The sequence below is a fragment of the Stieleria mannarensis genome (genome assembly GCF_014154935.1).
GTDB lineage: Bacteria > Planctomycetota > Planctomycetia > Pirellulales > Pirellulaceae > Stieleria > Stieleria mannarensis.
Map to the genome: position 1 here is coordinate 157,712 of NZ_JACEHH010000005.1, position 25,839 is coordinate 183,550.

Here is a 25,839-nt window from a genome sequence, read left to right on the forward strand (position 1 = left end):
GTTTGCGAGCGTCACTGGACGGGAGTAAAATCGTTGATCATCCGATCAACAGCGCAACCCGTTGGAATCTCTGAATGTCGTTTCAAGCGGAAACCCCCGGCAAGCTGGGCTACGCACATTACGTGTGCTTTCCCGATGATGGCCGCCGTCACGAAATCATTGATGGAGACCACTACGTGAACCCGGCTCCGAGCACTTACCATCAAACGGTCTCCAAGCGACTGCAGCATCAGCTTTACACCCAGTTTGAATTAGCGGGAAAAGGGCTCGTGTTCGATGCTCCCGCGGACGTTCAATTGACCGCACACGACATCGTCCAGCCGGATCTGGTGGTGATTCTTAGCGCCAAAACCCAAATGATCACACCGACCAAGATCAAAGGGGTACCGGATCTGATCGTTGAGATCATTTCGCCATCGACCTCGGACAACGATCGAAAGCTAAAGAAGGATCTTTATCAGCGAGTCGGGGTGACCGAATACTGGATCGCCGATCCGTTCGAACACGCGATCGAACAGTGGGTCTTGCAATCCGGCGGTTATCAATTGCTGCCCGCTGCCGATCCCCTGTGCCCGACGATCGCCCCCGAGGTGCGGGTCCCGATGAACGAGATCTGGTGACACGATCGCTCCCGCACGCGGATCCCCTGCCAGCGGGAAGCGTCAGCGAGCGGCCCGCGTTCACCCCACCATCACCGCCCGCCACCCTCTTACACCGACTGGTTCCTACTCGATGAGCCGACGGCGCTAGCCGCGGGCCTTGGATTGCTTTTCGAGACTTGCAAGGCCTGAGGCTAGCGCCGACGGCTCAGTTTGTGATCGAAAGTAGGTGGCATTGGGGGCACGCCACGCGCTGACATCGCGGCCTCGATTTCGTCTATCCTAGTAGGCCCCTCCCCTGCACCCTGAATTCAAGGTGCCTGTCATCCTTCTTCCCGCCTACTGCAGAGCGAACCATGCCCCGAGCGACCGCGATCCGCCTCGTGCTGATCAGCCTTGCCCTATTCCTGCCTCGTATCCTCGACGCCGCTGACGCCAAACCGAACTTCGTGATCATCTTTGCCGACGACCAGGGCTATGGTGACCTGGGGTGCTTCGGATCGACCAAGATCAAAACGCCGAACATTGACCGGATGGCCGCCGAAGGCCGCAAGTTCACCAACTTCATGGTCGCCTCGCCGGTCTGCACTCCCTCGCGAGCCGCCTTGCTGACCGGTTGTTACCCCAAACGCGTCGGCATGCACCAGCACGTCTTGTTCCCCGCTTCGACCAAAGGCCTGAATCCGACCGAGCACACGATCGCCGATCATCTGAAGGCACAGGGCTACGCCACGGCATGCTTCGGCAAATGGCACTTGGGGCACCACCCCGAAACGCTGCCGCAGCAAAACGGCTTCGACACGTATTACGGGATCCCGTACTCCAACGACATGAACCATCCCGACAACAAGGGCAAGCCGAAAGTTCCGTCGGACGAATTGTGGAAGAACCAGGAAAGCGCGGTCACGCTTTGGAACACGCCGTTGATGGAAAATGAAAAGATCGTCGAACTGCCGGTCGATCAACGCACCGTCACCCGACGCTATACTGACCGGGCTGTCGAATTCATCCAAGCAAACAAGGACCAACCGTTTTTTCTGTACCTGCCGCATTCGATGCCGCACATCCCGTTGTACGTCCCCGAAGACGCCTATGACCCCGATCCGCAAAACGCGTACACCTGTGTGATCGAGCACATCGACGCCGAAGTCGGACGGGTGATGAACACGATCCGCGAACTGGACTTGGCCGACAACACCTATGTGATCTACACGTCCGACAATGGCCCGTGGTTGCAGTTCAAGAACCACGGCGGATCGGCCGGACCGCTGCGAGCCGGCAAGGGCACGACGTTCGAAGGCGGCCAACGCGTGCCGTGCGTGATGTGGGGTCCCGGACGCATTCCCGCCGGCACCGAGTGCGATCAGTTGGTCGGCACGATCGACTTGCTGCCGACCATCGCCGCGATCACCGATTCACCGCTTGCCAAAGACCGAAAGATCGACGGCATGGATGTTTCGGGACTGTTGACCGGAGCTTGGGACCAAACGCCGCGTGACGAGTACCTGTACTACACGTCACGAGGCGCGATCGAAGGGCTACGAAAAGGCAACTGGAAACTGTTGGTCAAAAAGAAGAACCCGCCACGCAACCGTCCCAACGCCAAGGTTCCGCCGCCGGAAATCCTGTTGTTCGATCTATCCAACGACATCGGCGAGCAAACGAATCTGGCCGATCAAAAACCAGAACTCGTCGCTTCGATGCGTTCAAGGATGGAAGCACTCGACGCCGAAGTCACCGCCAACGCCCGAGAACCCTGGCGCAAATAGTGGGATAGGCTTCCAGCCTGTCTGATCTGCAATCAACAGAAATCTTCTCCCCCAGGGAGAGACGGCGTTTGCACAGCGAGCAAACGCCAGAGAGGGCTCGCAGCTTTCGAACGTCTTGGCGACCTCCGCGACGATCAAATTCGTCACATGCAATCGACCCTCCCCTCGCTACGCTCGACCCCATACGCATCAAGTTAAGCGGGCGATTCATCGCTGAGTCGAATTAACCCTCCCTCTGGGAGGGTCGCGGAGGAGTGAGCGACGACGCGGGGAGGGTTGGTTGTGGCTCGAAAGCACTCAAACACCACCAATCGTCCCTCCCCTCGCTGCGCTCGACCCTCCTGTCGGCAGGTTTAATTCTCGACTTGGTACCGCCATCCGCCGCATCATTCTGCCCCGCATCATTCTGCCATCCTTCCCCCTCAATGACAGGCAAGATGCCTGTCCCACCGTGCATCACGGTTGTTCGTACTTGCGGCGGTACTTGTCGGCGAGTGTTTTGTGTTTGCTGCCCAGGTCCACTGCCGCACCGGCGATGTAGGCTGCAGTGACGTTTGATTCGGTCTGCAACACATCGCCGTCGACGACGATCAGCGTTGCATCTTTGCCGACCGTGATTGAACCGACGCGGTCGGCCACGCCCATGATCTCGGCCGGCGCGAGTGTGATCGCGCGGACCGCTTGGTCGGCCGGCAATCCGTACGCTGCCGCGACCGCGGCGTGGTACGGCAGATTTCTGGCCGCCGCACCACCGCCAGGGCTGCCGGCGCCCGAACCGCCGATCGCGAACGAGATCCCGGCGTCCAGTAACCGCCGCGGCAACGTGTAGGGATGGTCGTATGGATCGTGACGCCGCAAGGGCAAGCGATAGGTTGCATGCACGATCACGGGCACGTCGTACTGTTTCAGCAGCGGGGCACAAAGCGGCGCGTCATACCCGCCATAAATGATCGGCCGGATACCGCGCGAGACACAAAACGAAACCGCCGCTTCGATCTCGCGACGCGAATCAGCGTCGATGATCATCGGTGTGGCCCCTTCAAGCACCGGCACCAGCGCTTCCAAACGCAAATCCGTCGGCGTGCTGTCCGGACGAGCCTGCCTGGCGATGGCATAACGGGCCGCCGTTTCCAACCGATCCGACAACGCCTTCAAACGCTCGTCGCGGTCTTTTGCCCGATCGACCGCGTCACCTTTACGCGAATCATATCCACGCCAATCGACGACCAATCCGGTGTCACCCTCCAGCAGCATGTCTTTATAGGTCCAACCGTCCAATTGGATCACGCCCGATTGGCCGCGGATGCCCCCTCGTTTGGGCGCGATCGAGGCCAGCAAGACGCCACCGGCGCGGGCGACGGGGATCCACTCGCTGTCGGCGTTGACCGCGACCCAGGGCCGGAGGTTTCCGTTTTCATTTCCCACTTCGTCGGTATCGATCGTCGAACGCACCGCATTGACTTCCGCCAAGCCGATGTTGGACAACGATTCCATCAAACCGGGATAGATCTGTTTGCCGGAGGTGTCGATCCGCTTGCACTCTTTCGGCAAGGCAACATTTTTGCCGACCGCAATGATCTTTCCGCCGTCAAAGATGACCGTACCGTTTTCGATCGGTTTCGCATCGACGCGATGAATCGTCCCGCCAACCAAGGCGATCGGCTGGGTTTGCGGAACGCCGGGGATTTGGTCGTGGGCGGTGGCGTGTGAGGCAATGAAAACAACAAAGGTGGCTACAGTCGCCAGACGATGGAGCCCGCCGGATTTCAACGTTCTACCGAGGATCGCCCCCTGGCCGGTATTGCTATCGATATATCTCAAACTGGCTCCCTTCTCCCCCGGCTTTGCGGGGGAGAAGGGCTGGGGATGAGGGGGCATGCAGCGTGATGAAAGCAAGGAATCGGCTTCCGCCCCCTGGGTGGAAGGCCCCTCACCCCCGGCCCCTCTCCCCGAAACGGGGCAAGGGGAGCCCGTAATCATGTGTGCGACTTGTTTCGCTAGCGATACCTGGTAGGAGGGTCGAGCGAAGCGAAGGAAGGTCGTTTGATGCTCTTTAGATCGTCGTCTTCGAATGCTCATCATCGCACCTCCGAGTGGTTGTGTCCGGCGTGTTGGTCTTGTTCGTCCTGGTGGTCGTGTCCATGGCAAAATTCGTCATACCGCAGCCAGCGATCCTCCTCGGCGACCTCTTCGTCGGCTTTGCCGGATGTTCCAAAGTCCTTGTCCAGAATCTTTGCGATCAGCAGTGACCGCCAACGGGCATCACGCCGCCGCCGCTCGCGATCCTGTTCCAGTGAAAACATCATTCGACCGTCCACCCAAGTCTGCTCACAGCGCGCGAGTGTTGACAGCGGCGGACCGCTCCAAAGCACCAGGTCGGCGTCTTTGCCGGGTTCGATCGAACCGACATGGTCGTCGATTCGAAGCTGCTTGGCCGGATTGAGCGTCACAAACTTCAACGCCTCTTCGGGCGGCACGCCTCCATACTTGACCGCCTTGGCGGCTTCGGTGTTCAGATGGCGTGCCAGCTCGCGATCGTCGCTGTTGAAGGAAACGACGATCCCGACGTCGTGCATGATCGCTCCGTTGTAGGGGATCGCATCGTAGACTTCGAACTTGTACGCCCACCAATCGGAGAACGCCGAGGCCATCGCGCCGTGTTGCTTCATCCGATCGGCCACTTTGTAGCCTTCCAAAATATGCTGCAACGTTCCGATCGTGACATCAAACGTGTCCAGCAAGTCCAGCAGCGCGACGATTTCGTCTTGGCGATAACTGTGGCAATGGATCCAACGCTCGCCGCGGAGGATTTCCGCGATCGCTTGGAGTTCATAATCCACCCGCGGCGGCAACCCGTTGTGCGTGCCGTTACGGAATCGCCGATATTGTTCGTCGTATTCCTTCGCAGCCAAAAAACGATCGCGAAACAGTTGCTCGACGCCCATTCGGCTGGCCGGATAACGCGTCGCTGGCTCGCTGCGGTTGCTGCGTTTGACGTTTTCTCCCAAGGCAAACTTGATGCCCGCCGGGGCTTCGGCAAACTTCATCGCCTGCATGCCGTCGCCCCAACGCAGCTTGATCACCTGATTCTGCCCGCCGATCGGGTTGGCCGAACCGTGCAAAATGTTCGACGTCGTCAGCCCGCCGGCCAACTGGCGATAAATGTTGATGTCGCTGTTATCGATGAAGTCACCGACGCGGACTTCAGCCGTGACCGCCTGTCCCGATTCGTTGACACCGCCATCGGTCGCCATGTGTGAGTGGCAATCGATCAGCCCCGGCGAAAGGTGTTTGCCACGAGCATCGACGATGACACACTCCGGCGGCGGTTTCAGAGACCGACCGATCGATGCAATCTTGCCAGCAACGACCAGCACATCGGTGTTCTCCAGCACGCCATTGTCGCCACACGTCCACACCGTCGCACTGCGAAACAGGACGGCGGGGGCCACCGGAACGGGTTCGGTCACGCCGAGACCGCCGAGCGGATAATTGATGGCGATTTCATCGAGGACAGAATCGGCAACCTGCTCGGTTTCGTCCTCCTCGCGAGCTTGTCCCGCTTCGAGATCCGAATCGGCGCTGTCTTTCGGCTCTGGCGCCACGCGTTGCCAGTGCAGTGTTTGCGTCTCCCCGCCGGGCAGAGTGAGTGTCGAAAACACGTTCAAGTCCTCTCCTTCAGCGACGCTCAGGATCGTGATCCGCGACGGTCCTTGGGGAATCCGATCGTCGACCTTGCCGAGATCCGCCCACGCGGTCAAACGATCCACGGCGCGGGCGATCTTGCTGAGTTTGGCTGATACGTTGTCGTCCTGTTTGTCCGATTCGCCCGCATTGTCGTCCGCGTCGCCGTCCGTCGAGTTTGCCTGTTTCGGTTTCTTTTTTACGCCGCGATCAGAGACGAACTCGCCCGACCACTTCTTCTTTTCCCGTTTTAGTTCCAACCGAATCGGGATGTTCGAGCCACTGACGGCAAGCTTCGTTTTCCAGGTACCGATCAACGCGTCGGGCTGCGACTCGGAGGCGGCGTCATGCTGGAAGCGTTTCCCGGCGACCCAGGTTTCCAAGACGTTGGTGTCTTTGTCGAACAAGTCACCATCGGTCACGACCAGATTGGCGAGCGCTGCGGGGCGGACTTGACCAGCGATCGCATCAACGTCCAGCATTCGAGCCGGCGTGGTGGTCACGGCCGCCAGGGCCGCGTCGGCGGGCAAGCCTCGCTCGACCGCGGCGCGGATGTTCTTCAGAAACGTCTTCGGGTCATCCAGTCCGTCGGAGGTCAAACAAAACGTCACGCCGGACTCGGCCAGCAACGCCGGGTTTTCGGGCGCAAAGTGCCAATGCATCAACTGCAACAACGTCACGTCATCGGCAGCCGCCTCGGAGCTGACGTTCGGTGCATCGGGAAAGTCGACGGGAATCAGCAACGCCCTCCCCGTGTCGGCGATCGCATCGAGATCGCGATACTCGCGTCCCGAGCCGCGAATGATGGCGTCGAGCGAAAACTCACTGGCGATCTGGTCGGCTCGCAAGGCCATTCGCTCGTTCGGTGCGTCAACGATGAAGGTTCCATCGCCGCGGTCGTCGGCGATCCGGGCCAAGTCGTCGTTGCGTGTCGGCCGCGGCAATTCGCCCTTGGCGGTGTAGGCCCGCCAGGCTCGCGTGTACCAATCCGCGTCGGCAAGTGTTTGACGCAACAGCGCGATCGCGCCCATCGGTGAATTCGGATAGCCGTCGCGGCGTTTGTCCCGCGGGACGGTCAGCTGCAAGTGTTGCGCGACGTCGTCGTCGATCACACTGACGCTGCGGTTTCCGTCCAGCATCACCAAACAACTGGTCCCTTTGACGATTCCCCCGCGAGGGGCGATCAGTCGCATCGTCACCCCTTGCGTCCGTGATGCAGCAACATCCTCGACCGACTTAATTGCCGCGGCGGCCGCGCGTCGTGGCAAGACGTTTCCGTTCCAATGTCCGCCACCGGCGGCCGGCGATTCGGGCACATCAACTTCGCTGTAGGCATCGATCAGTCCGGCGTAGATCGTTTTTCCGGTGCATTCGATCACCTCGGCGCCGGCCGGTGGTGTGAGACCGGTGCCCACGTCGACGATCGATGTCCCCTGGATCGAAACCGACGCCGACTCAAAGACCTGACCGGGCCGGACGACGACGCGGGCGTCTTTCAAAAACACGCGATCCGGCGGGTTTTCGCGCAGTCCCACGACGGGGCGGACGTCACCGGGATCCTGTGCGACAGCGGTCGAAATCGCGAACCAGACGAGAAAACAACCGAGTGGGGAAAGTCTTTGTCGCGACATCACACTTTGAAACTAGGCGGGCGAGTTGGCAGGCTGCCGCCCATTGTAGCTCGATTGTCGCAGAACGAGTGTCTGGGTGACTCGAATTCTAAAGTGTCGCATCGGCCGTCTTTCCTCCCGGTTCTGACGAACCGATCGGCACGGACACAAGTAAAAGAGGATTCCGCGACCGTTGGTGTCTAGCCTTTAGGCGATTCCGGGTCGCTGCTACGCAGCGAGAGTGGGCGGCAAAAGCGACGGTCCAGTTTAGCCCGACCTCCCCAGTTCGCGTCACAAACACCGCTTTTTCCGGTGTGGGCCCAAACCGTTGGCACTACATTTCCAACAGTCTTAATCGCTAGGGGAGATCTTCTTCGGATTCCAGATCGGACTCAACTGAGAATCGGTTTTTCGCTGGCAGCTTCCGTCATGTACTTTCTTGGCGACTCAATCGAGCGATTCGACAACAAGCGAAACCAAGAGAGCTGGATCCGAAAACTGCTCTTTGATTCAGGGTTCGGACTGGTCCCCGCATTGCTCGGGCTTCTGATTGGCCTCTTGGTTGCCGCAATCTATGTGTTTGCGCGACAACGCTAAAATTAAGATACAGACTTTGTGCTCCGCAAAGTCGGTGACACGCATCACTTCGATCGCCGCGCTAGCGGTCCGGACGCTTTCTGCAATCGTTAGTTCTCAGCACTCGATCGACAGCATTGGAGTAAGTTTGCGTGCACCCGTCGCGATGATGGCCGTGTTGTCAAATCACTGCGATGTGATGATGAGTACCCAGAGCAGAAGGCAGATCAAAAACGCATAGGATGCACTCCGCCGCGCTCGACCGTTGCTGAGCCACTCCCATGGGCCTGTCCATGCATGGAGGATTGCGGCGACCGTGCCAAAAATGGGAATCCCCCAAACTCCGATCACGATTGGCATAAAGACGCCCCAGTTGTCGGTATTTCGATTCCCCATGACGGCAAGCAGAGTGAGTAAGCAAACGACGGCATAGAAGCTAAAACCTCCGAACAAAAACACGGCCAATCCATTGGCTCCGTCCGATTTGACCGGTGGCCTTTCTGCTTTGTTTGCGTTGTTCGAAATCGAAGACGCCTTGGATGTCGTCTTGGACCAGCCTTTATTGGTTGCCGCGACATAAACAAGCAGCAGCACCGAGCCTAACGTCAATCCCGGCGGTAACGCGATGTAGTTGACACGCATTAGAAGCAGCGACACACCAATCCCAACGATACCAGCACTGATCGCAGCACCGGACTTCCGGTTCCGATGTCGAATATACGCACTAGCGGCGATCGTTCCCCAGACAAGAGCGCCCAGTGTTTCCCTCAGCCATAGCAATGAGCCGGAGCCGGACCAACCCATGGGGCCGAGGCTGCTGAAGATCAGAACCCTGGCGAAGGAGTCCCCCAGGTAGGCTGCTGCAGCGCAAACGAGCACGCTGCGGATGATGGAGGCCTTTGCGGTCGGCGGAACTACTTTCGAGTCATCCGCAACTCGCCGACGTAGAGATGACCCCAGCACGAATCCTGCTGTCGCTCCCATGATCGAGAGAACGAGGGGAATCGCTCCCAGTGAAAACGCATAAAGTCCAAAAAGTTCCTTCGCGCTTTTCATGCCGCCTTGCCAACCGGGTTCGACCGTGTCTTCAGTCGCCCAGGGTAGCACCTCGGTGGGATCCCCGACCGTTCCCCAGATGACACCCCGGATCCACGCACAGATCAACAGAACCAAGTGAATGGACACCGCCCCAATGAGCGTTCCCTTGCTTGTCCATGACCAAGACAAAGAATGTACGGACGTTTTCGGCGGCAAAGCGTTACGGGCCATATGTACCTTTCAGCTTGGCATTCGTTATTTCCAACGCAACCATCGGCCTGAGGATCTCCGGACTCGGCTGGGGCGATTCTCCCCTCGAACGCCCGCAACCAGTCAAAATCAGCAACCGACAACAGGTGATGAAGATGTGTTTACAAAGCGGCATGATGCGTACGCCAAAAGACGAAATCCGAATCGAAGTACAATTCAGTTTCTGGATGACAATTCCAGGATGCCTGGCGGGTATTAGCGGTCGTGCACCTGGATCACGTGCACGTGACTTGTACTTTCGCATTTTCACACTACTCGCTGATTTCATCGTTTGATCTATCCCACCGCGAAGCATGCCTCCAAATGCTCGCTACAGCAAACACTCGAGCGGCGATGATGAATCGAAATACGTTCTCACCGACACCGTCCGTCGCGCACCGCACGAGCAGGCAGGGAAGCATGCCCCAGGTAAGAAACAGAAACGCCATATCAACTGCACCAGAGGCGGTCTTTTCCGACTTCGCTATCCTGAATATTGCGATTGCAGATGTCGGTGTCGCCGCAATCAATGCGGCGGTTCCCGCAATCGGAACAGGTACTCCCGCGATCAAAGCAATGATCGCCGAGAGTTCGACTAATAGGCCAAAGCGCATCGTCATGCATGTTCTCGGTTCGACGAAGTAGTTACGGCAGTCGTTGTATCTGTGTCCGGTTCGGTAGACGTGACCGCACTGGCTCGAATCGAAAGAAACAAAGCCCACGCGAGTAGGACGCTCACTGCCAGCAGAATCACCCGACATGCTGCATGCGACATGCCGCCGATTCTTGTGAATTCGTTTGGCACTCCCGTCAACGCCATCAGCCCGGCAGGGAGTCCGGCCACGAACGCTGCGATAAACGTCGCAGCGTCGACGTAAGTCGTGTTTCTGCACATGACGAATCCCGCTGCGACGGTGAATGCCGTAAAGAGCATCAAGGCGCCATCGTGGATTTCGCCAGAGACCACAAGCAGTAGAAAGAACGTGATGAAGGGCGAATAGACGATGAGCTGCTGCCAACGGGGCAACGGTTGTGACGGACTCATCGCGAAGCAAATCAGGCTGGTGATTCCCCATACGATCGCCACCGCCACACTGTGGTGCCAAGCCAGCAGGCCGGCCAGACTCGGCAGCAGGATTAGGCAGATGCCAATTAGCAGCGCGTAGACCTGAATCACACGCCTCAAGATGAGCGGAGACTTGGCCGGGTATTGAAAACAAGAAACGATTGCGAACGCGGTCGTACCCAGAACCACCCATCTCAACGCGTTTGTCTCGTCCTCCCAGGCAAGCACGCCGCGTTTAAAAGCGGCAGGAGACATCTCGCTAAACGGATTGACGATGGCGAGGCCGAGAAGGCACCCAAGCACCGCCAGCGTGGCCCCGATCGACTGCATTTGGCTTCGACCGTTTGATACGTCACTTGATGCAACGTGAATTCGAGCCTCGCTCCGTGCGGAAAGCAGGATCAATACGGCTCCGATTCCGATCACCACCCAGGCCGTCGGCTTGAAGCTGGATTGCAGATTGCCGAAGAGCGTTGCGACTGGCTCGCGGACCTCTTCATTCCATAGAAAGACGCCATAGGCCGCTAGAAACAGCAGGCAGAGCAATCCAATGCGATCGGCATCATGGACGTGTCGCAGCGTGACTTTCCACATTGAGGCCGCTGCCATTGACCAGATAGCAACAGTCACTGTGACAGCGGATTCCGCAAGCGACTGTGCTGATCCGAAGCCAGGTTTGAATGCCGGCAGGAGCGTTCCCAACACAATCATGCCTGCTCCGCCGATCACAGCGATCTCGTTGAAATTCAGTGGAGGGGATTTGATCGTTTCAGGTTTGTTCACGGAACAGGAACCTGCCGTGGTTCATTCTGTTGTTCGGGTGTTTCGCCATCGAGGGAGCGAGACAGCGGCCCCCAATCTCCGTCACCGCCCCGTTGTAGCGACACACCAAGGCCCGATATGTGCAATTCTGCCACAATCCAACTGCCGTCGATTCGTCTGGCAACATAGCTGAGCCTGCCGGCATAGAGTTCATGCACGGAAAAACTGACTGTGCCGTGAGCTGTATCCCCTTCCTGTTGAACCGAACAATCAGTGATGTACTCCGGCTGTATGAAGGACGCGTATCCTTTTTCCTTGCTGATCCAGATTGCTTGAGCGATCTGATACGGCTTCGGTCGAGGTTCCGCATAATGAAAGTCGTCAGCGGCATTCGAATGACCAAGTTGGTCGAGCGACTTTCCAAATAGGCTGAAGAGTATGAGTGACAAGGAGCGGTTACTGAATGAAGATGCCGACGGCATCGTTGATCCGCTCGCAATGTCGGCCCAGTCGTCGTTCCGGATTGACGCTGCCTCGGAAACGAGTTGTCCGGCAAGGGCTGGCGTGAGTTCGTCATCCGAAACGCTACCAGTTGAGGATTGGTAGATCAGCCCTGCAATTGCAAGGATGGCTACACACACGGATGCAACCAGCGCCAAAACCAGAGGGCGTCGTCGTCCCCAACGCCACAATCGCTGAGAATAGCCGACGGGGCGAGCATGAATTGGGACACCGATCAGGTATCGATCCAATTCCTCTGCCAACTCTGCGGCCGACGCATATCGATCTTCCGGTCGTTTCTCCAGGCACTTTTGCACAATTGTTTGCAGATCAATGTCGATGTCGGCGTTGATTGACGATGGCTGGACGGGATCACACTCAGCCACCTGCTTCAGTGTTGCAACTACAGTGTCCGCCTGAAACGGCGGACGCCCAGTGAGTGCAGCGTACAAGACAGCGCCGAGCGAGTAGACGTCAGCAGCCTCGTTAACCTGGGCGGAGCTGCCGGTTGCCTGTTCGGGTGACAAATAGCCAGGCGTTCCCAGCACTTGTCCGTCGGCCGTCAGACTGCTTTCGGTTGCTTTCTGTCGAGCCAATCCAAAGTCCGTAACACGGGCTTGCCCATCGCGATCAATCAAGATATTCGCTGGCTTCAAGTCGCGGTGAATCACTCCTTTTTCGTGAGCATGGTGAACCGCAATGGCCACGGATTTAACAAGTTCCGCAGCTTCGCTGAGAGCAAGAGGCCCTTCTGCAATGCGATGTGCCAGCGATTCTCCTTCGACTAGAGCCATTGAATAGAAATGATGGCCATCGTGCTGACCGACTTCGAAGACCGGAACGATTCCCGGATGATCGAGCTGCGCTGCGGCTTCCGCTTCGGTCTGAAACCGTCGCACATCGGCCTCAGTGGCCAACCGTCCGCTGAGAATCATCTTCAAAGCAACCATCCGGTTCAAACGCGTCTGGCGGGCGCGGAAAACGACGCCCATCCCACCCCGAGCTATCTCATCTAGCAATTCGTATTCGCCGAAATAGCGAACCTCTGTGCCGACCGAAGGAGATACTCCCTGCCGGTTCATTTCAGATTCGGTGGCAGGCCCATCGAATTGATCCTCGTTGTGCATGGCATTGTGGGCGAGCGTGGCGTCGTCCACTGTCCCGCGCTCCGATTCGGACAGTCCGGCTTTCAACAAGCAGCGGGGGCACACCCCCGCCGGAGCGTCCGGCGGAAGCCTTCTTCCGCATGTCGGGCATTCATTTGGTTGCACCATGGTTATTTCCTGGGTCGTCAATTTGTTCTTACGGAAACTCCAAAATGCGCAACCAAAAAAACAGGATTCATTCCGAAAACGTCGCAAAAAGCTGCTGGACTTCGCTTTCGATATCCTCTTGTGAATCCACCGTTTGAGCAATTTCGTCCCGCAACAACTCGCGGTAACGTCTGCGCATCCGGCTGGCAGCCATTCGGGCCGCGGATTCGCTCAGGCCCAGCGCCGGCGCGATCGTGGCATAGTTTGCCGATTCCGATCCTCCGATGAATACCTTCAGGAGATGAAACTGCTGCGATTTACCTGAACGTTCCATCTCGCGCCGTAAGCGTGTCATGACGCGGTCCAGCAAAGTGACCGCCCACTGCCGCTCGTAGATTTGCTGGGCCGTCAGCGAGTTTTGTCGTTCACCCCAGTTTCGGTCTTGCGGCTCAAAATCGACCGTGAACGTTCGCTGTCCACCACCGCGTTTATACGCAGTCGCCTTGCCATGTTCTTTCGCCAGGAAGCGTTTGAATGCAGTAATCAGAAAAGACCGGAATCGCCCTCGCTCGGGGTCGGCATCGGCCAGATACTCCTTTTCCAGAAGCCGCTCAAAGAAGGCTTGCGTTAGATCTTGTGCCTGGTGAACGTCGCTGACCCGGCGACGGACATAGGCATAGAGCGGTGGCCAGTAGGCTCGACACAACTTCTCTAGCGCGCGATTGGATTCTTCGTGACTCCGATTTCCCGCCGCAAGCACCAGACTCCATTGTGTCGTTGCGAACTGGTCAGCATTGTTTCGTTGCAGATTCGATTTATCGCTGGACTTCATTCGGAGCAGTATACATTTCCGCGGTTGCCGTTGCTCTCACCATGGTTCCTGGGGAGCGGGCAGAGATGAGCAGCTTTCGCGTCGGTGTCGTAACCATCCAAAGATTGAACCCGCAATGATGGAAATGGGAAGCACGCCGCACAGGTAGACGAGGACTACACTGATCGCGTGACCGGCATTCGGGCCGATGCCCGATCCACGTTCATCCGTGCCGGGAGGCGAGGTCATGCCGCCAACGAGCAGCGTCAACGCAGCGGAAACAAATGCGACAAAGATCGCGGAGCCGATTGCTCCCAGTAGAGGGCCGATCTTTTCGCGTGTGACGGTGAAGCAACGGAACAACCAAGCCGATACAACTGCCGACCAACGCAGCAGTCCGCGACGGTGTCCAGCGGACTTTGCCACGCGCCGCCAATTCGGATAGTTTTCGCTTGTCTAATTTCATCTTTGGTCAGTGGAGAAACCGTACGGTCCAGCCGGGTGCTCATCATTCTTGCAGTATCGTTGGGCTTCCACGATTCTGAGTCTCAAAGGTGGGCAAAAACGAACAGCATAAAGATCACCATCCCCGCGGCGGCCGTTCCGACAACCAAGCCAAGGCTCGTTCCCAAAAATGTGCCCGATACACCAAAGCCGATGAAAGCACCAACCATCGTTGTGAAGCCAACGCCGACTGCGACAGCGTTTGCAAAGGGACGATGGTCGCTGCGAGGTCCCGCAGCCTCGGCTGGGATTGCGACGAGTCGGCGAAATACCCAACCGGAAATCGCACCCGCCAGAGGGACGCTCAGGGCCGAAAGGGAAAGCGGTGCACCTTGGAGCCAGACAACGAACCCAGTGATCGCACCGATAACCAAGCCGATCTTGACCGAGTTGATTTTCTCAGCCCATGCGGGCGGAGCCTCTATTGGTTCCTTTGATTCTTGCCGCCGCTCGGCCAGCGGTTGACCATGATTTGTAAGTTGCGGTTCGCCGTCACGAACGGGACGTACCGTTAGCCGGTCTCCATCACGTCCTAGGACTTCCACTTCCGTGTCGCTGTCGATCCATTCCCCGGTCGACGCTGCGGCTACTACCGCGTCGCCGAGGCGAACTTGGCCTGTCGGCTTAAGGGGGCCAAGAGAGAAAGCTCGATCACCGATTCTCGTGAGTGATACCATGAGAATATCCTTCGTTGCCGCTTCACTTTGGGGCGTCGATTAAGTGGTTCGAAGATGTACTACGCAAGCAGGACTGCACTGAAGGTCGGGCAAGTCCGTATCGACCATTGTCGCATTGCATCCCGTCTATCGAGATTAGCATCTTCATATGCATCAGATAACGAGCAAAACTCCGAAAATGCCGATGTGTGACGGGGAGAGCGTCCCCAATGAACATCGAGAGCCCGAAAGTCGTGAGTCTAATCGAGATTCACGAGAAATTGCGTCATCTATCCTGTGAAAACCCGCTCATGTAGACGAGAGCCGATCGAAGTGCCTTTATTCGGGAGTTGCCTTCCGAATACGGAACTGGGCGGATCAGTGGAATGCAAATGACAAACAGCGAGAAGAATCCGTATCGGAGTCCCAAGTCGCCATCGTCGACGGAAGAGCTTGAACCTGCAAAACCGCTCGGTTGCCTGGCAACTTTGTTCCTCGCGAATGTGATCGGCATCGGCATTGCGGTCATCGTTGGCGAAACATTGACGTTTTTCGTGCTTCTGCCACCGATGAATCGTTGGTTCAGCATGAATGGCGAATTCGACGGCTTGATCCTGATTGGGATGCCGATGTGGGCAAGCGGCTTTAGCTTGATTACCGCAACCATTTTCGGCATCTTGTACCCTCGCAGGTTCTCTTCTGGTATCGCCATTGCCGTCGGCTTGGGATTGATCGCCGCTTTTTTCTGGAACATTGCCAAAACTGCCAATCGACCTTCGGAGTGGTATTCGGCGCTCACTGTTTCCGTGATCCTGCTAATCGCGGTAGCCGCTGGTGTGATGATCGCACACAGAGGACTCAACCGAATCAGCCGGGTTCGGGCAATGCCGAAGCCGGATCCGGAGACGCAGAAAACGAAACAGTTTCGCCGGAGGTTGCTGCTGGTCGCATTGACGGTGTTATACGGAGTGGTCGATTCCGCCGTCTTGTGGATGGTTTTTCAAGACGCCGAGAACTTGTCGCTCTTTCCAATAAGTCTCTGCGGCCTTGTGTTCGGGTTGGCAGTGATCGCATTGTGCGCCTACCAGTCGGCGGCCCGCTCGGACGTGCGTCTGCTCGCGAGAATCTGCCTGACCGTGTTGATCACAAGCCTCAGCGTGACGACGTATTTGTGGCTCCGTTACGTTTGGTTTCGAGCAGGATGAGACAATCTTGGTGTCGTGACTTGCGTTTCAATTGCCATTCGAGATTCCTAGTTTTCTACTTGTGAAGCGAGGTCACCGTTTCTGAGGCAAGTTGAATTTGAAAAACGGAGCCTTTGTCGCCAGATTGTTCGTAAACTCTGTTCTGCAAAAACACTTATCAGAATGGTCGTCGGTGCGTTGAACCCGTGAGGCTTCAAAATGAAATGCAAGTGTCCAAATATTGCGACACACGAACTCCGGTCATGCGTTGACCGTTCACTCCGCCACGGGCGAGAGAGCGAGACAAAGAAAGCAGCATCACGAAGATCGCCACAATCAGGACGATACCGCAAAGGGTTCTTCGCGGCATTGAGTGGCAAACTCGTGACCGTGTAGCTCGCCTGGGCCGAACTCATGGTGGTGGATTTTCGGAGGCATTTGCTCCTGCGTCCAATGATTGTTTGCAACGTTCGTTGGTACTCGGTAGGCTTCAAGGTGCCGGGAAAAACGGACTCAGGCTCTGCGGGGACGCGGGCCTGGGAAGGGATATCTCGGTCGATAGCGCGCAGGTGGTGCAGCAAGCCCGTGGCGGAATACCTCCGCCGCGGGCTTGCCTTTTTGCTCATTGGACGCAGGAGCAAATGCCTCAAAAAATCCCTACCCTGGATGGATGCCACTAAATTCCTGGAAGAACCTACAGGGAGAAGGAGAGTGGAGTCAAATTCGACCAGCAGCGATATGAATATGGAGCCAGATACTGCCACGCATCTATTGGTGCCGTGCGGCCTTGGAGGCTGCTGGCCTGATTCCGGGGTTGGTGTCTTCGCCGATTTAGCCAACGCAGCCTGGTATAGCTGGGGGCGAGACTGAGGCAATGCAAGGCTCTCGGCAGCGGCCGCCGTCCCAGGGCTTGGCTATGGAGCACTGGCGCTCAAGTGGGGCGGTTGTGGTCTGGCACGCGCCACCCGCTTTGCCGACATCGCCGCCAACGTCGGCGGATCGGCTGTCGGCATGATCGAAGGCGGCTACATGGTCTCCTCCGACCCCAGTTCCGCGGCCGGCTACCTGCAAATCGGACTCGGTGCGGTCGGCCTGGGCATCAATGCCCGAGCCGCCTCCAAAGGTTTCGGCGGCTGCTTTGATGCCGGAACGCTGGTGCATGTCCCGGTCGACGAAGCTGCTGTTCACGACGCGGTCTGGTCAGACGACGATCTCATCGGTCCTGGCTCCCCTCGCCCCGCGTCGGGGGGAAGGGCTGAGGGTGAGGGGCTGTCACTGGAAAACACCAGCGACGACTGGTGGCGCGCCGGCGCTCCTGCCCCCCCGGATCGATCTGTCATCGGACACCGATTGGCTCGAACAAAGCCTGCCGGCCCTGATCGATTGGCCGCCCGCGACCATGACGGTGCCGATCGAGCAGATCCGGCTCGGCCAGCGGGTCATCGGCGAGAACCCGGAGCCCTTTGACGTCGCCCCCGACTTCACCGATCCGGTCCAAACCGAAACCCGTCGGATCGCGGCTACGGTCTTGAAGGAAGACGGCACGACGATTGACAATGGCACGATGCATGACGAATCCAACGGAATCACCCAGTCACTCAACGGACAAGATTCTCGACTTCAGTCATTTGGAAACCTTCACGTCGAAATTGGTAGCATGGCTCGTGCACACAGCGCAGGCGATATCCGCGGCAGCGGACACCTATTGTGACAGGTGAAGAACGCGATTTCTGGAAAGGCTTCCGGCGAAGCGAGCGAGCACTGCACACCTCTCAGTCAATTCCTCGCCACAGCCCGAAGAAACAAAGAACGCGCCCAAGCCCAACGTGTCAAACCACCCATTCATCAGCTGCCCCAATATCCAATTTGCAATGTTCATTTTGCAATTTGCAATCCCCCCCGTCGTCCGCTCCGAAGAGCACCGCGTTAAACTTCAGCAATCCATCAATTGCACAGCCAGCCGAGCCCAGGCCGCGATGGCCTCCCGTTTGCTACAATCGACCTCATGAAAGGGCTGGCTTTGCCCTGCAGGGTTTTCGAGTGGGAGGTGAACCTAAAGAATGCACACGGAGGAGGATGACCTATCCAAAGGGCAAGCTGCCCTGGCAACCGTCTTTGAATTTTCTCAGGCCGACCTTGCATCCAATCGGGCCGGTGAACTTTCGGTAGCACAGAAGGAGCGAATCTCAAGGACACACGATGCCAACTCACGCTTTGCATGGGTTGCCTTCTCGATCGTGTTTGGAGTCGCTTTCCTCGGCTTTTGTGCAGACATGCTTCGCACCGGCAGCTTCGGGACGAAATCCTTGACGGCGTACGTTGGTGTCACGGTATTCTTCGGCCTGATCCTATGCGGTTTCACTCTTCATTACCGGCATCAGATGAAGCGGACTCTTCGGGATGGAAGAACTTACCCTGTGAAAGGCAAGATCCAGTTATTCACGATGCGGAAAGAAAAATTGATGCATCGATATTTTTGTATCGACGACCATCGGTTTCAAGTTGAGCGGTACGATCACTTTGAATTGCTGAAGCAGTCTGGCTTGGCAGGCCAGGAAGCCATCATGTACGTTTCGGCGCCACGAAAGGCGGTCCAGTCAGTGGAGTTGAAATCCTGACATTCTTCCTGTTGCTTGCGGATCGCCAGAAAAGTTGCCGCGTACGGAAATTTGCCGTACAATGGTCGGGTTGATTGATTCGGCTCTCGGGAGATTGTGATGGAAGCGAAATCCGCTCGCATTGAGACACGCCTTTCGGCAGAACAGAAAGCGCTGATCGAGCGCGCAGCAGCCTACCTCGGCCGAAGCGTGTCGGAATTCGTGCTGGGCAATGCCGAACAAGCCGCGAAAGCGGTGATCGAGGAACATGAGCGGATCAAGCTTGACCGCGAACAGAGTCGAATTCTTGTGGATTCGCTCTTGTCGGCAGCATCGCCCAACAAGAATCTTCGCGCCGCGGCAAAGGAACACCGCAAGCGGGTGACAAGTCGGTGAGCGAATACGTCTGCGAGGCGTTGGCGAGAAGCCATCAACGAAAGGATTTCGATTGCGGAGTTGAGGCCCTCAACAATTACTTGATTCGATTCGCAAACCAGGATGTCAAGCGAAAGGTTGCCGCCGTGTTCGTTCTTGTCCCGGCGGACGAACCCAAACGCGTCGTCGGCTACTACACGCTTTGCGCTACATCGGTGGAATTGAGTGGGTTACCCGAGGAAGTGATCAAACGCCTGCCTCTCTATCCACACGTTCCCGGCATATTGATCGGACGCCTGGCACGCGATTCCCGTTTCCCAGGACTTGGACAGCTGCTGCTCGCTGATGCATTGTCTCGATGCGCGCGATCGGCGAAAGAAATCGCCGCGGCTCTCGTTGTAGTCGACGCGAAAAACAATGCGGCTAGGGATTTCTATGCGAAGTTTAATTTCATCTCCCTGCCCAAAATGAAGTCGCGGATGTTCTTGCCCATGAAAACTGCCCAGAAACTCAATCTGACATGAATCGCGAGGCAATCGTCGGATGCATTTTGGGAACCGCGGTCGGTGATGCGTTGGGGCTGCCCTATGAAGGCGTCTCGCCCCAGCGAGCCCCCAAGCTGCTTGGCCCGCCCGAACGGTACCGGTTCTGCTTCGGCCGCGGCATGATTTCCGACGACACCGAACACACCTGCATGGTCGCACAGTCTTTGATTGACGCCGGGGGTGATGTTGCCAACGTTCACGCGCCGCTTTGCCAGACGTCTGCGATGGTGGATCTTGGCCTTGCCGGCGGGGGTTGGTAAAGCCACCGCGCGATCGGGAATCAAGCTATGGCTCGGGGCCAATCCTCAAAACGCCGGCGTCTTTTCCGCGGGAAATGGCCCCGCGATGCGAGCAGCGATCTTCGGCGCGGCGCTGGACGACGTTGCGTTGATGCTGGATTTGGTTCGAGCTTCCTCGCGGCTGACCCACAGTGATCCCAAAGCCGAACTCGGAGCGATCGCGGTCGCGCTTGCCGCCAAGCACTCGCGGGATCGGGGAACCGTCGACGCGAACCTTTGGCTTGACGATGTTGTCGGTGCAGTGGGAGAAGGCGGCACAGGGCTGGACGGCGGCGCAGAGCTGATCGAGTTGCTCCGCCGGGCCGTCCGCAGCCACGGCGCCGCGGAGACCACCCAGGCGTTCGCCGAATCGCTCGGGCTGGATCGCGGCGTGAGCGGATACACCTACCACACCGTCCCGGTTGCAATCCACGCCTGGCTGTCTCACCCGACCGACTTTCGCCGGGCTGTGATGAGCATCATCGAGTGCGGCGGCGACGCCGACACGACGGCCGCGATCGTCGGTGGCATCGTGGGCGCAGGCGTCGGGCCGGGCGGCATTCCCACCGAATGGCTTCAAGGGATTTGGGAATGGCCACGCAGCGTCGGTTGGATGCAGCGTCTTGGCGCGACGCTGGCCGATTCACTCGACGGCACTGGCCCGGTGAAATCACCGACCGTCAACCCGGCCGCGGTGCTACTCCGCAACCAGCTATTCCTGTTCCTCGTCCTCGTTCACGGCTTCCGCCGACTCGCTCCACCTTATGGGTGATTGCAAATTGCAAAATGAACATTGCGAATTTCAAATTGTTGAGCAACCGACCAACAAATCTCCAGCGGAGGATGAAACATGAAACGCGAGAATCTGTCAGAACGACTGTTTGACTCGGCGGTGCAATTTGCAGCACACCAGCGCATGTTGGTGTCTAGCCTTCAGGCGATTCCCTCTCGCTGCTCGGGACGTCAATTGTATTACTGAGCGCATTTATTAGCACAGAAGGCTGTTTCACGATGCTTCGAAATTCATTCCGGAGCACTTGCCCAAAGGGCATGCACATCCATAGCCTGGGGTCAGGGAACGAGCGCAGCAAAGTGACCGCAACCCCAGGAAAGTGGACCTGGGGTTACGCCCGGATTCGCTGGGGCTCATCCGGTCTCACCCCAGGCTAAGCTGTCCATCGCCGTTGGCGAACCGAGCGGAGGGGTCTTTGATGACGCTCGGAACAACTTGCATTCGATTCCAAGCCACCCCAAACATGAACTGCCGCAATCACCAAGTTGCAAAGTTCATTTTGCAATTTTCAATCCCCCGATGTCCATCGGCCGAAACACCATCGAAAACAACCTGCGACTGCATGTCGATCGACTTGCGGGATTGATCGGGCCGCGCACGTTGAGTCAGCCGAAGACGGTTCAGGCCACGATCGGGTACATCGAAGGCCAGTGGTCCGAGATGGGGCTCGGCCACACACGGGAATGCTATGACGCCGATGGTGACCAGGCGACCAACCTGATCGTCGAACGTCCCGGCACCAAGCGGTCCGACGAGATCGTGCTGCTCGGCGCCCACTACGACACCGTCTACTGCACGCCCGGCGCCGACGACAACGCCTCCGCCGTGGCGGTGCTGATCGAGGTCAGCCGGTTGCTGCGCGAGCACACCGGCAAACGGACCGCGCGTTACGTCGCGTTCGCTTGTGAAGAGCCGCCGTACGATTGATTGCAAATTGCAAAATGGACATTGTAAAAGTTAAATTGATTAAGACATTGCGACTGAATTCGAAGCTGGAGACGAAACATGAAGCCAGACGATCTTTCAGAGCGGTTGCTTGGCTTGGCAGTGCGGGTTGGCAAAGTCGTCGATGCGTTGCCAGACACTCGGTTGGGCCAGCATATTGCCGGGCAATTGGTCCGCAGTGGAACGTCACCGGCACCGAATTACGAAGAAGCGTGCGCCGCCGAAAGTCGCCGTGATTTCATCCACAAGTTGCGAATATCGCTGAAAGAGCTTCGCGAAACACGCTGCTGGATCCGGCTGATCATGCGATCGGAACTACTACCAGAGGCAAGGATGAGCGAAATCGCAAACGAAACGGACGAGTTATGCAAAATCCTCGGCCAGTCGCTCGTCACAGCTCGCAAAAACGAAGAACGCGCCAAAGTCGAACGCACTAAGCCAACTCCAAAATGAGCGTTAACAATAACCAATTTGCAATGTTCAATTTGCAATTTGCAATCTCTCCTACCACCAAGCCACCGACACCCCCGAGACGCTTGACTATCCCCGCATGACCGAAGTCACCCTGGGCGTCGCATCGGCGATGAAGAAACTGCTGCGATGAGCTCTCGGATGGTCCACCCGTTCCCACCAATCACCCCGATGCTACCCATCCGACTGGCTTGATCATGCAGCCGCTGGAAAGAAAACAGACGAAGATCCAATACGGTGTTGCTCGGGCGCGGGTCCTTCTGAAACGCGACGCCCATTGGTTGCCAGGGTATCCCGTGCAGATGACCCGATGCGAGGACTCAGGGGCGTACTGCCTGTGTTGGGGTTCGGCGACGGAGTTCAGTCTCGAGCAACCGTCGATTTCGATGATTGATCGCGAAGCCGTACGACGGGCTCAGATGACGATCACCAAACTCCGTCATCACTTCCCGCGTGCGTTGCCCAAGCTGGTTTCCAACGTGGAAGATTGGTTGGCTCGCACTGATCTTTTGTTCGATTTGTTGAAGAACGCGGTTCACAGTGGTAGCCCGTTGCTGTCGGAGGACGTTGTCCGGAGCGGGGTTTTGCCCAAACGATGGACGGACGAGGTCGCTCGGATCAAGAGGACTCATCCCTCGCTCGCATCACTCATGGATGCAGTCACGTTCTCTGCCTTGTCGGATCTTCAGCCTTGCCAAAACCACCCAATCGAATGGATCGAACAACAGGCTGAATCGCTGAGTGAACTCTGTGAGTTGGAGGCAGAAAACGCCTGTGAGCTTCCGATGCTACTGCTGTCCGTTCGAGATTCCTTCCCGCCAACGCTATCACAAACGATCGTTCGCTGCTTGACCGATCCGGCAATGCGTCAATGTCGCTGGGAAACCATGGACAGCGGTTTGAACCGACTCAATGATTCGCTGAAGAAGGCGGGCGACCAGAATGAATTCTCTGTGCCAGACCCTCCCAGCGGTGAGACTGTAAGTTCTCTGGTGCGTTCAATCCTCTACCAGACTGCATCGCATCGTCCCAAGCGACGACGCGAAGTTTTTGATCTGCTTGATCAGCTATTGAAACCTGAATTGTTGGACGACATCGCCGACTCGCAGCGAGAGGTTTCCAGTGAAGAGCGAAGGCTTCGGCGATTGCTGCGGCGAATTGAATCGGGGCACGAGCTGATCCCGAAAACGAAAATCGAACGAAAGGCTTGGCTAGAAAAAGCACGCGGAATCCATCACATCAGGCCCGAGCGGATCGCCGCGGCGAAGGCATTGGGAAAGGCATTGCGTGGAATCCTGAACGATCGCGATGCGAACGGGAAACCATGGACTCGTTTTTTGTCAGTCTTCCCCGCAGATCACACAGGGTTAGCTGTCCGCTTGATGGCAAAGTGGAAATATGACTGGTATGGGTCGAAAGAGCATCGCAATGATCTGCAGCGGGTCGTGGATGCACTTTCATCGCTCCTTCATCGGCGTGGAGTCGCTGCACCCTTGCTGGACAACTGGCGTGATTATGTCGATGGCAGCAACACGTATGACGAGTTCGTCACCGACACCTGCTATGAAGTCGAGGGCAAATCCAAGCTGGCGAGAAGGGCGGTGCGATTGCTGGAGAGGACCGTCTATGACCTGCAGCTAGATCTTGGCCCGGCGTTGATGGCGTCCTTGGTTGAATTTGCACAGGCGACCAACGACGACAGTTTGTCCTGTTCGATCATCGATCCGCTGTCACAGAATCCAGACGACACCTATGTCGACGCGGGAATTCGCATCGCGATCCTCTATGGCGATTCCCCTGGCGAGATGGCTCAGATCTTGGTGTCACTCAAAGAGATTGGCGACCTGGATGAGCTGGAGAAAGAACTCAGCCCGCTTGCCGGTGACCCGGCCCTTCAGCGAATGATTGCCAAGCGTATCATCGCAGGTCAAATCGCGTCACTGAAGCCACTGACGTCAGTGATCGGCATCCTGAACCACTTGGATCGTCCACTGCCGGCGAGGGAGGTTGTGTCACAGCCGCTCGATTGGTGCTCACGCTTTCCGGGAGATTTACGATCGGCACTTCAATCACTCAGTGAGTCGACGCCCGATGCTGAACGCATTGCGGAGAAGATTCTGGGGAGGTTCTTTCCCACACGCGAAGCATTGCAGCAACAAATCGATGCGTTGCTGGAGAAGCTTGATCGGGGTCTTCCGCCGGGGGGCGACGAGGCTCGGATGTACCGGCGGCTGGACAATTTGCAACGGCGTCTTGACGAGGGTGGTTGCGTGTCGCCTGCCCGACAATGCGCCCTGATTGAAAAGCTTGAGCGGCGCGCCGAGGCGGAGACATTGCAGCGGTATACAGGGCAGTGTCGTCAGCAGGTCGCGACCGCGATCGGCGATCGATTTGGCGTTCAAGAGTTTCCCGAGGACTTACTGGCTTCGCCATTAGACCGTGTGTTACGCGAGATCACTCGCCTTGGCAAACCCATGCGGCACCTCGGGATTCGACTGCTGTTCCAGTCGGCCCATCGCACGACGCGGAGTTTTGATGAGGAGCCCAAGAATCTCGCATTTGCGCGGCGGATGGAATCGATCGGAATTAACTTGCGTCCCTGGCTGAGCGATCAGCTTCGACTGCCCGCGCAGATGGCCGACGGCACACCTTACGAACTCGGCTTCACCCGTGAGGCAATCGATATTCTGCTGATGGGCTTCCATTTTGATACCTGCCTGTCCCCCGACTCCTTCAACTTCTTCAGCACGGTTGCCAACGCGGTCGATTTGAACAAACGTGTCGTCTACGGCAAAACCGAGGCGGGGAAAGTGGTTGGGCGTTGCTTGTTTGCACTGAACGAGTCCGGTGAAATCTTGACCTATCATCGCTATTCGCATGATGCGCAGGACGGTTTCGCCGATGCCGTTGATCGATTCGCGATCCGGCTGGCCGGCGAGATGCAAACCTGCCTTGGCAGTGGCGGGCAGGTCGCGAAATTGGTTGCCAACGATTGGTATGATGACGGCCCCGTCGGTGGCAGCCTCCAGTGGTTGGGGGAAGGCGGGATCGTCGGCGATCTGGTCAAGCGTGTCGAATCGGATCAGTTATTGCCGGAGCTGATCGGCGCGGTTGGCGAGAACGTGCTCCGACAGCGCGTCGTGGAAGTCGCGACCAGCGCTTACCTACGCGATCGTTCCGAGTTCTTGTCAGCGCTGCTGGATCGATTCGGAAGCGAGCTGAGTTTCCGGCAGCGGTTTACTGTTGCGGTGAATGTCGAACCGGCCAATCTGAGCACTCGATTGTTATCCCACATGCGTTGGTCGGAGATCATTCGGTTGGTTCACCGACACCAATGCAACGAATGCGACGTGTTTCACGGCATTGCCGAATACGGAAGGGTTTTTCGCGTGTTGACACAGTTTCACCCGTCACTCGGATTACGCGCGATCCGAGCGTCTCGTTCATCCTCCATCCAGAACGACCTTCAAGATCCCAATCCAACGCGTCGAAGAGCGTTGATCGAAGCGCACCGCCAGCTCGGGCGCCAACATCTGGTCGAAAGGCTGTCACGGAAATAGCAAGACGAAACCC

The 25,839-nt window shown here is 57.4% G+C and carries 18 protein-coding genes and 3 pseudogenes; 13 read left to right on the forward strand and 8 right to left on the reverse strand.

Annotated features, from left to right (window positions below; translation table 11 throughout):
- Window positions 1-74 precede the first annotated feature (74 nt).
- Window positions 75-620, forward strand: coding sequence for a Uma2 family endonuclease (locus H1B37_RS05275; protein ID WP_182865585.1), 546 nt, complete (start codon window positions 75-77; stop codon window positions 618-620).
- Window positions 621-955: 335 nt separating this feature from the next.
- A complete protein-coding gene (locus tag H1B37_RS05280) occupies window positions 956-2,368 on the forward strand; it encodes a sulfatase family protein (protein ID WP_182865586.1) in 1,413 nt (470 codons plus the stop codon).
- A gap of 456 nt (window positions 2,369-2,824) precedes the next feature.
- Here the strand turns inward: H1B37_RS05280 and H1B37_RS05285 are convergent, their stop codons facing one another.
- The 3 genes from H1B37_RS05285 to H1B37_RS05295 form a co-directional block, all read right to left on the reverse strand.
- On the reverse strand, window positions 2,825-4,189 hold the full coding sequence (locus H1B37_RS05285; protein WP_286177416.1) for an amidohydrolase family protein: 1,365 nt from the start codon (window positions 4,187-4,189) through the stop codon (window positions 2,825-2,827).
- A gap of 257 nt (window positions 4,190-4,446) precedes the next feature.
- Complete coding sequence (locus H1B37_RS05290; protein ID WP_182865588.1) at window positions 4,447-7,683, reverse strand: amidohydrolase family protein; 3,237 nt, start codon at window positions 7,681-7,683, stop codon at window positions 4,447-4,449.
- A 741-nt stretch (window positions 7,684-8,424) separates the two neighbouring features.
- Window positions 8,425-9,423 (reverse strand): hypothetical protein, encoded by a 999-nt coding sequence (locus H1B37_RS05295; RefSeq protein WP_182865589.1) that lies wholly within the window; start codon window positions 9,421-9,423, stop codon window positions 8,425-8,427.
- Window positions 9,424-9,452: 29 nt separating this feature from the next.
- Here H1B37_RS05295 and H1B37_RS05300 point away from each other — a divergent pair, with 29 nt between their 5' ends.
- On the forward strand, window positions 9,453-9,821 hold the full coding sequence (locus H1B37_RS05300) for a hypothetical protein (RefSeq protein WP_182865590.1): 369 nt from the start codon (window positions 9,453-9,455) through the stop codon (window positions 9,819-9,821).
- Here the strand turns inward: H1B37_RS05300 and H1B37_RS05305 are convergent.
- The 5 genes from H1B37_RS05305 to H1B37_RS05325 all read right to left on the reverse strand — a co-directional run bounded on the left by H1B37_RS05305 (window position 9,798) and on the right by H1B37_RS05325 (window position 15,099).
- The gene (locus H1B37_RS05305; RefSeq protein ID WP_182865591.1) at window positions 9,798-10,145 is read right to left on the reverse strand and encodes a hypothetical protein; all 348 of its coding nucleotides are present in this window, start codon (window positions 10,143-10,145) and stop codon (window positions 9,798-9,800) included. The genes H1B37_RS05300 and H1B37_RS05305 overlap by 24 nt on opposite strands.
- Window positions 10,142-11,374: a hypothetical protein gene (locus H1B37_RS05310; protein ID WP_182865592.1), complete on the reverse strand. Its 1,233-nt coding sequence runs from the start codon at window positions 11,372-11,374 to the stop codon at window positions 10,142-10,144. Before H1B37_RS05310 ends, H1B37_RS05305 begins: the two co-directional genes overlap by 4 nt.
- Window positions 11,371-13,011 carry a serine/threonine-protein kinase gene (locus H1B37_RS05315; protein WP_182865593.1) on the reverse strand — a complete coding sequence of 547 codons (1,641 nt, stop codon included), beginning with the start codon at window positions 13,009-13,011 and terminating at the stop codon, window positions 11,371-11,373. Before H1B37_RS05315 ends, H1B37_RS05310 begins: the two co-directional genes overlap by 4 nt.
- A gap of 184 nt (window positions 13,012-13,195) precedes the next feature.
- Window positions 13,196-13,939: an RNA polymerase sigma factor gene (locus H1B37_RS05320; RefSeq protein ID WP_182865594.1), complete on the reverse strand. Its 744-nt coding sequence runs from the start codon at window positions 13,937-13,939 to the stop codon at window positions 13,196-13,198.
- A gap of 527 nt (window positions 13,940-14,466) precedes the next feature.
- Window positions 14,467-15,099, reverse strand: a complete 633-nt coding sequence (locus tag H1B37_RS05325; RefSeq protein WP_182865595.1) for an NfeD family protein — start codon at window positions 15,097-15,099, stop codon at window positions 14,467-14,469.
- Window positions 15,100-15,464: 365 nt separating this feature from the next.
- Here H1B37_RS05325 and H1B37_RS05330 point away from each other — a divergent pair, with 365 nt between their 5' ends.
- The 10 genes and pseudogenes from H1B37_RS05330 to H1B37_RS05370 all read left to right on the forward strand — a co-directional run bounded on the left by H1B37_RS05330 (window position 15,465) and on the right by H1B37_RS05370 (window position 25,826).
- Window positions 15,465-16,283 carry a hypothetical protein gene (locus H1B37_RS05330; RefSeq protein WP_182865596.1) on the forward strand — a complete coding sequence of 273 codons (819 nt, stop codon included), beginning with the start codon at window positions 15,465-15,467 and terminating at the stop codon, window positions 16,281-16,283.
- A gap of 1,138 nt (window positions 16,284-17,421) precedes the next feature.
- Complete coding sequence (locus tag H1B37_RS05335; protein ID WP_182865597.1) at window positions 17,422-17,973, forward strand: hypothetical protein; 552 nt, start codon at window positions 17,422-17,424, stop codon at window positions 17,971-17,973.
- Between the two features lie 349 nt (window positions 17,974-18,322).
- Window positions 18,323-18,880: a hypothetical protein gene (locus H1B37_RS05340; RefSeq protein ID WP_182865598.1), complete on the forward strand. Its 558-nt coding sequence runs from the start codon at window positions 18,323-18,325 to the stop codon at window positions 18,878-18,880.
- Between the two features lie 99 nt (window positions 18,881-18,979).
- Window positions 18,980-19,255 carry a type II toxin-antitoxin system TacA family antitoxin gene (locus tag H1B37_RS05345; protein WP_182865599.1) on the forward strand — a complete coding sequence of 92 codons (276 nt, stop codon included), beginning with the start codon at window positions 18,980-18,982 and terminating at the stop codon, window positions 19,253-19,255.
- Window positions 19,252-19,758 carry a GNAT family N-acetyltransferase gene (locus H1B37_RS05350; RefSeq protein WP_182865600.1) on the forward strand — a complete coding sequence of 169 codons (507 nt, stop codon included), beginning with the start codon at window positions 19,252-19,254 and terminating at the stop codon, window positions 19,756-19,758. The genes H1B37_RS05345 and H1B37_RS05350 overlap by 4 nt, the downstream gene beginning before the upstream one ends.
- A pseudogene (locus tag H1B37_RS05355) lies at window positions 19,755-20,829 on the forward strand (ADP-ribosylglycohydrolase family protein). Before H1B37_RS05350 ends, H1B37_RS05355 begins: the two are co-directional and overlap by 4 nt.
- A 540-nt stretch (window positions 20,830-21,369) precedes the next feature.
- Window positions 21,370-21,771 (forward strand): annotated as a pseudogene (locus H1B37_RS05360) (M28 family peptidase); the annotation flags it as partial.
- Window positions 21,772-21,855: 84 nt separating this feature from the next.
- On the forward strand, window positions 21,856-22,248 hold the full coding sequence (locus H1B37_RS05365) for a four helix bundle protein (protein WP_182865601.1): 393 nt from the start codon (window positions 21,856-21,858) through the stop codon (window positions 22,246-22,248).
- Window positions 22,249-22,291: 43 nt separating this feature from the next.
- Window positions 22,292-22,399 (forward strand): annotated as a pseudogene (locus H1B37_RS33655) (peptidase M28); the annotation flags it as partial.
- 253 nt (window positions 22,400-22,652) lie between these two features.
- Window positions 22,653-25,826: a hypothetical protein gene (locus H1B37_RS05370; RefSeq protein WP_286177420.1), complete on the forward strand. Its 3,174-nt coding sequence runs from the start codon at window positions 22,653-22,655 to the stop codon at window positions 25,824-25,826.
- Window positions 25,827-25,839 lie beyond the last annotated feature (13 nt).

What these genes read in the sequence shown, in the direction of transcription:
- H1B37_RS05370 (WP_286177420.1), top strand. Translation starts at nt 22,653, where the DNA reads ATGATTGATCGCGAAGCCGTACGACGGGCTCAGATGACGATCACCAAA.
- H1B37_RS05300 (WP_182865590.1), top strand. Translation starts at nt 9,453, where the DNA reads ATGACCAAGACAAAGAATGTACGGACGTTTTCGGCGGCAAAGCGTTAC.
- H1B37_RS05340 (WP_182865598.1), top strand. Translation starts at nt 18,323, where the DNA reads ATGCACACGGAGGAGGATGACCTATCCAAAGGGCAAGCTGCCCTGGCA.
- H1B37_RS05320 (WP_182865594.1), bottom strand. Translation starts at nt 13,939, where the DNA reads ATGAAGTCCAGCGATAAATCGAATCTGCAACGAAACAATGCTGACCAG.
- H1B37_RS05335 (WP_182865597.1), top strand. Translation starts at nt 17,422, where the DNA reads ATGTCCCGGTCGACGAAGCTGCTGTTCACGACGCGGTCTGGTCAGACG.
- H1B37_RS05325 (WP_182865595.1), bottom strand. Translation starts at nt 15,099, where the DNA reads ATGGTATCACTCACGAGAATCGGTGATCGAGCTTTCTCTCTTGGCCCC.
- H1B37_RS05280 (WP_182865586.1), top strand. Translation starts at nt 956, where the DNA reads ATGCCCCGAGCGACCGCGATCCGCCTCGTGCTGATCAGCCTTGCCCTA.
- H1B37_RS05345 (WP_182865599.1), top strand. Translation starts at nt 18,980, where the DNA reads ATGGAAGCGAAATCCGCTCGCATTGAGACACGCCTTTCGGCAGAACAG.
- H1B37_RS05305 (WP_182865591.1), bottom strand. Translation starts at nt 10,145, where the DNA reads ATGACGATGCGCTTTGGCCTATTAGTCGAACTCTCGGCGATCATTGCT.
- H1B37_RS05330 (WP_182865596.1), top strand. Translation starts at nt 15,465, where the DNA reads ATGCAAATGACAAACAGCGAGAAGAATCCGTATCGGAGTCCCAAGTCG.
- H1B37_RS05290 (WP_182865588.1), bottom strand. Translation starts at nt 7,683, where the DNA reads ATGTCGCGACAAAGACTTTCCCCACTCGGTTGTTTTCTCGTCTGGTTC.
- H1B37_RS05365 (WP_182865601.1), top strand. Translation starts at nt 21,856, where the DNA reads ATGAAGCCAGACGATCTTTCAGAGCGGTTGCTTGGCTTGGCAGTGCGG.
- H1B37_RS05275 (WP_182865585.1), top strand. Translation starts at nt 75, where the DNA reads ATGTCGTTTCAAGCGGAAACCCCCGGCAAGCTGGGCTACGCACATTAC.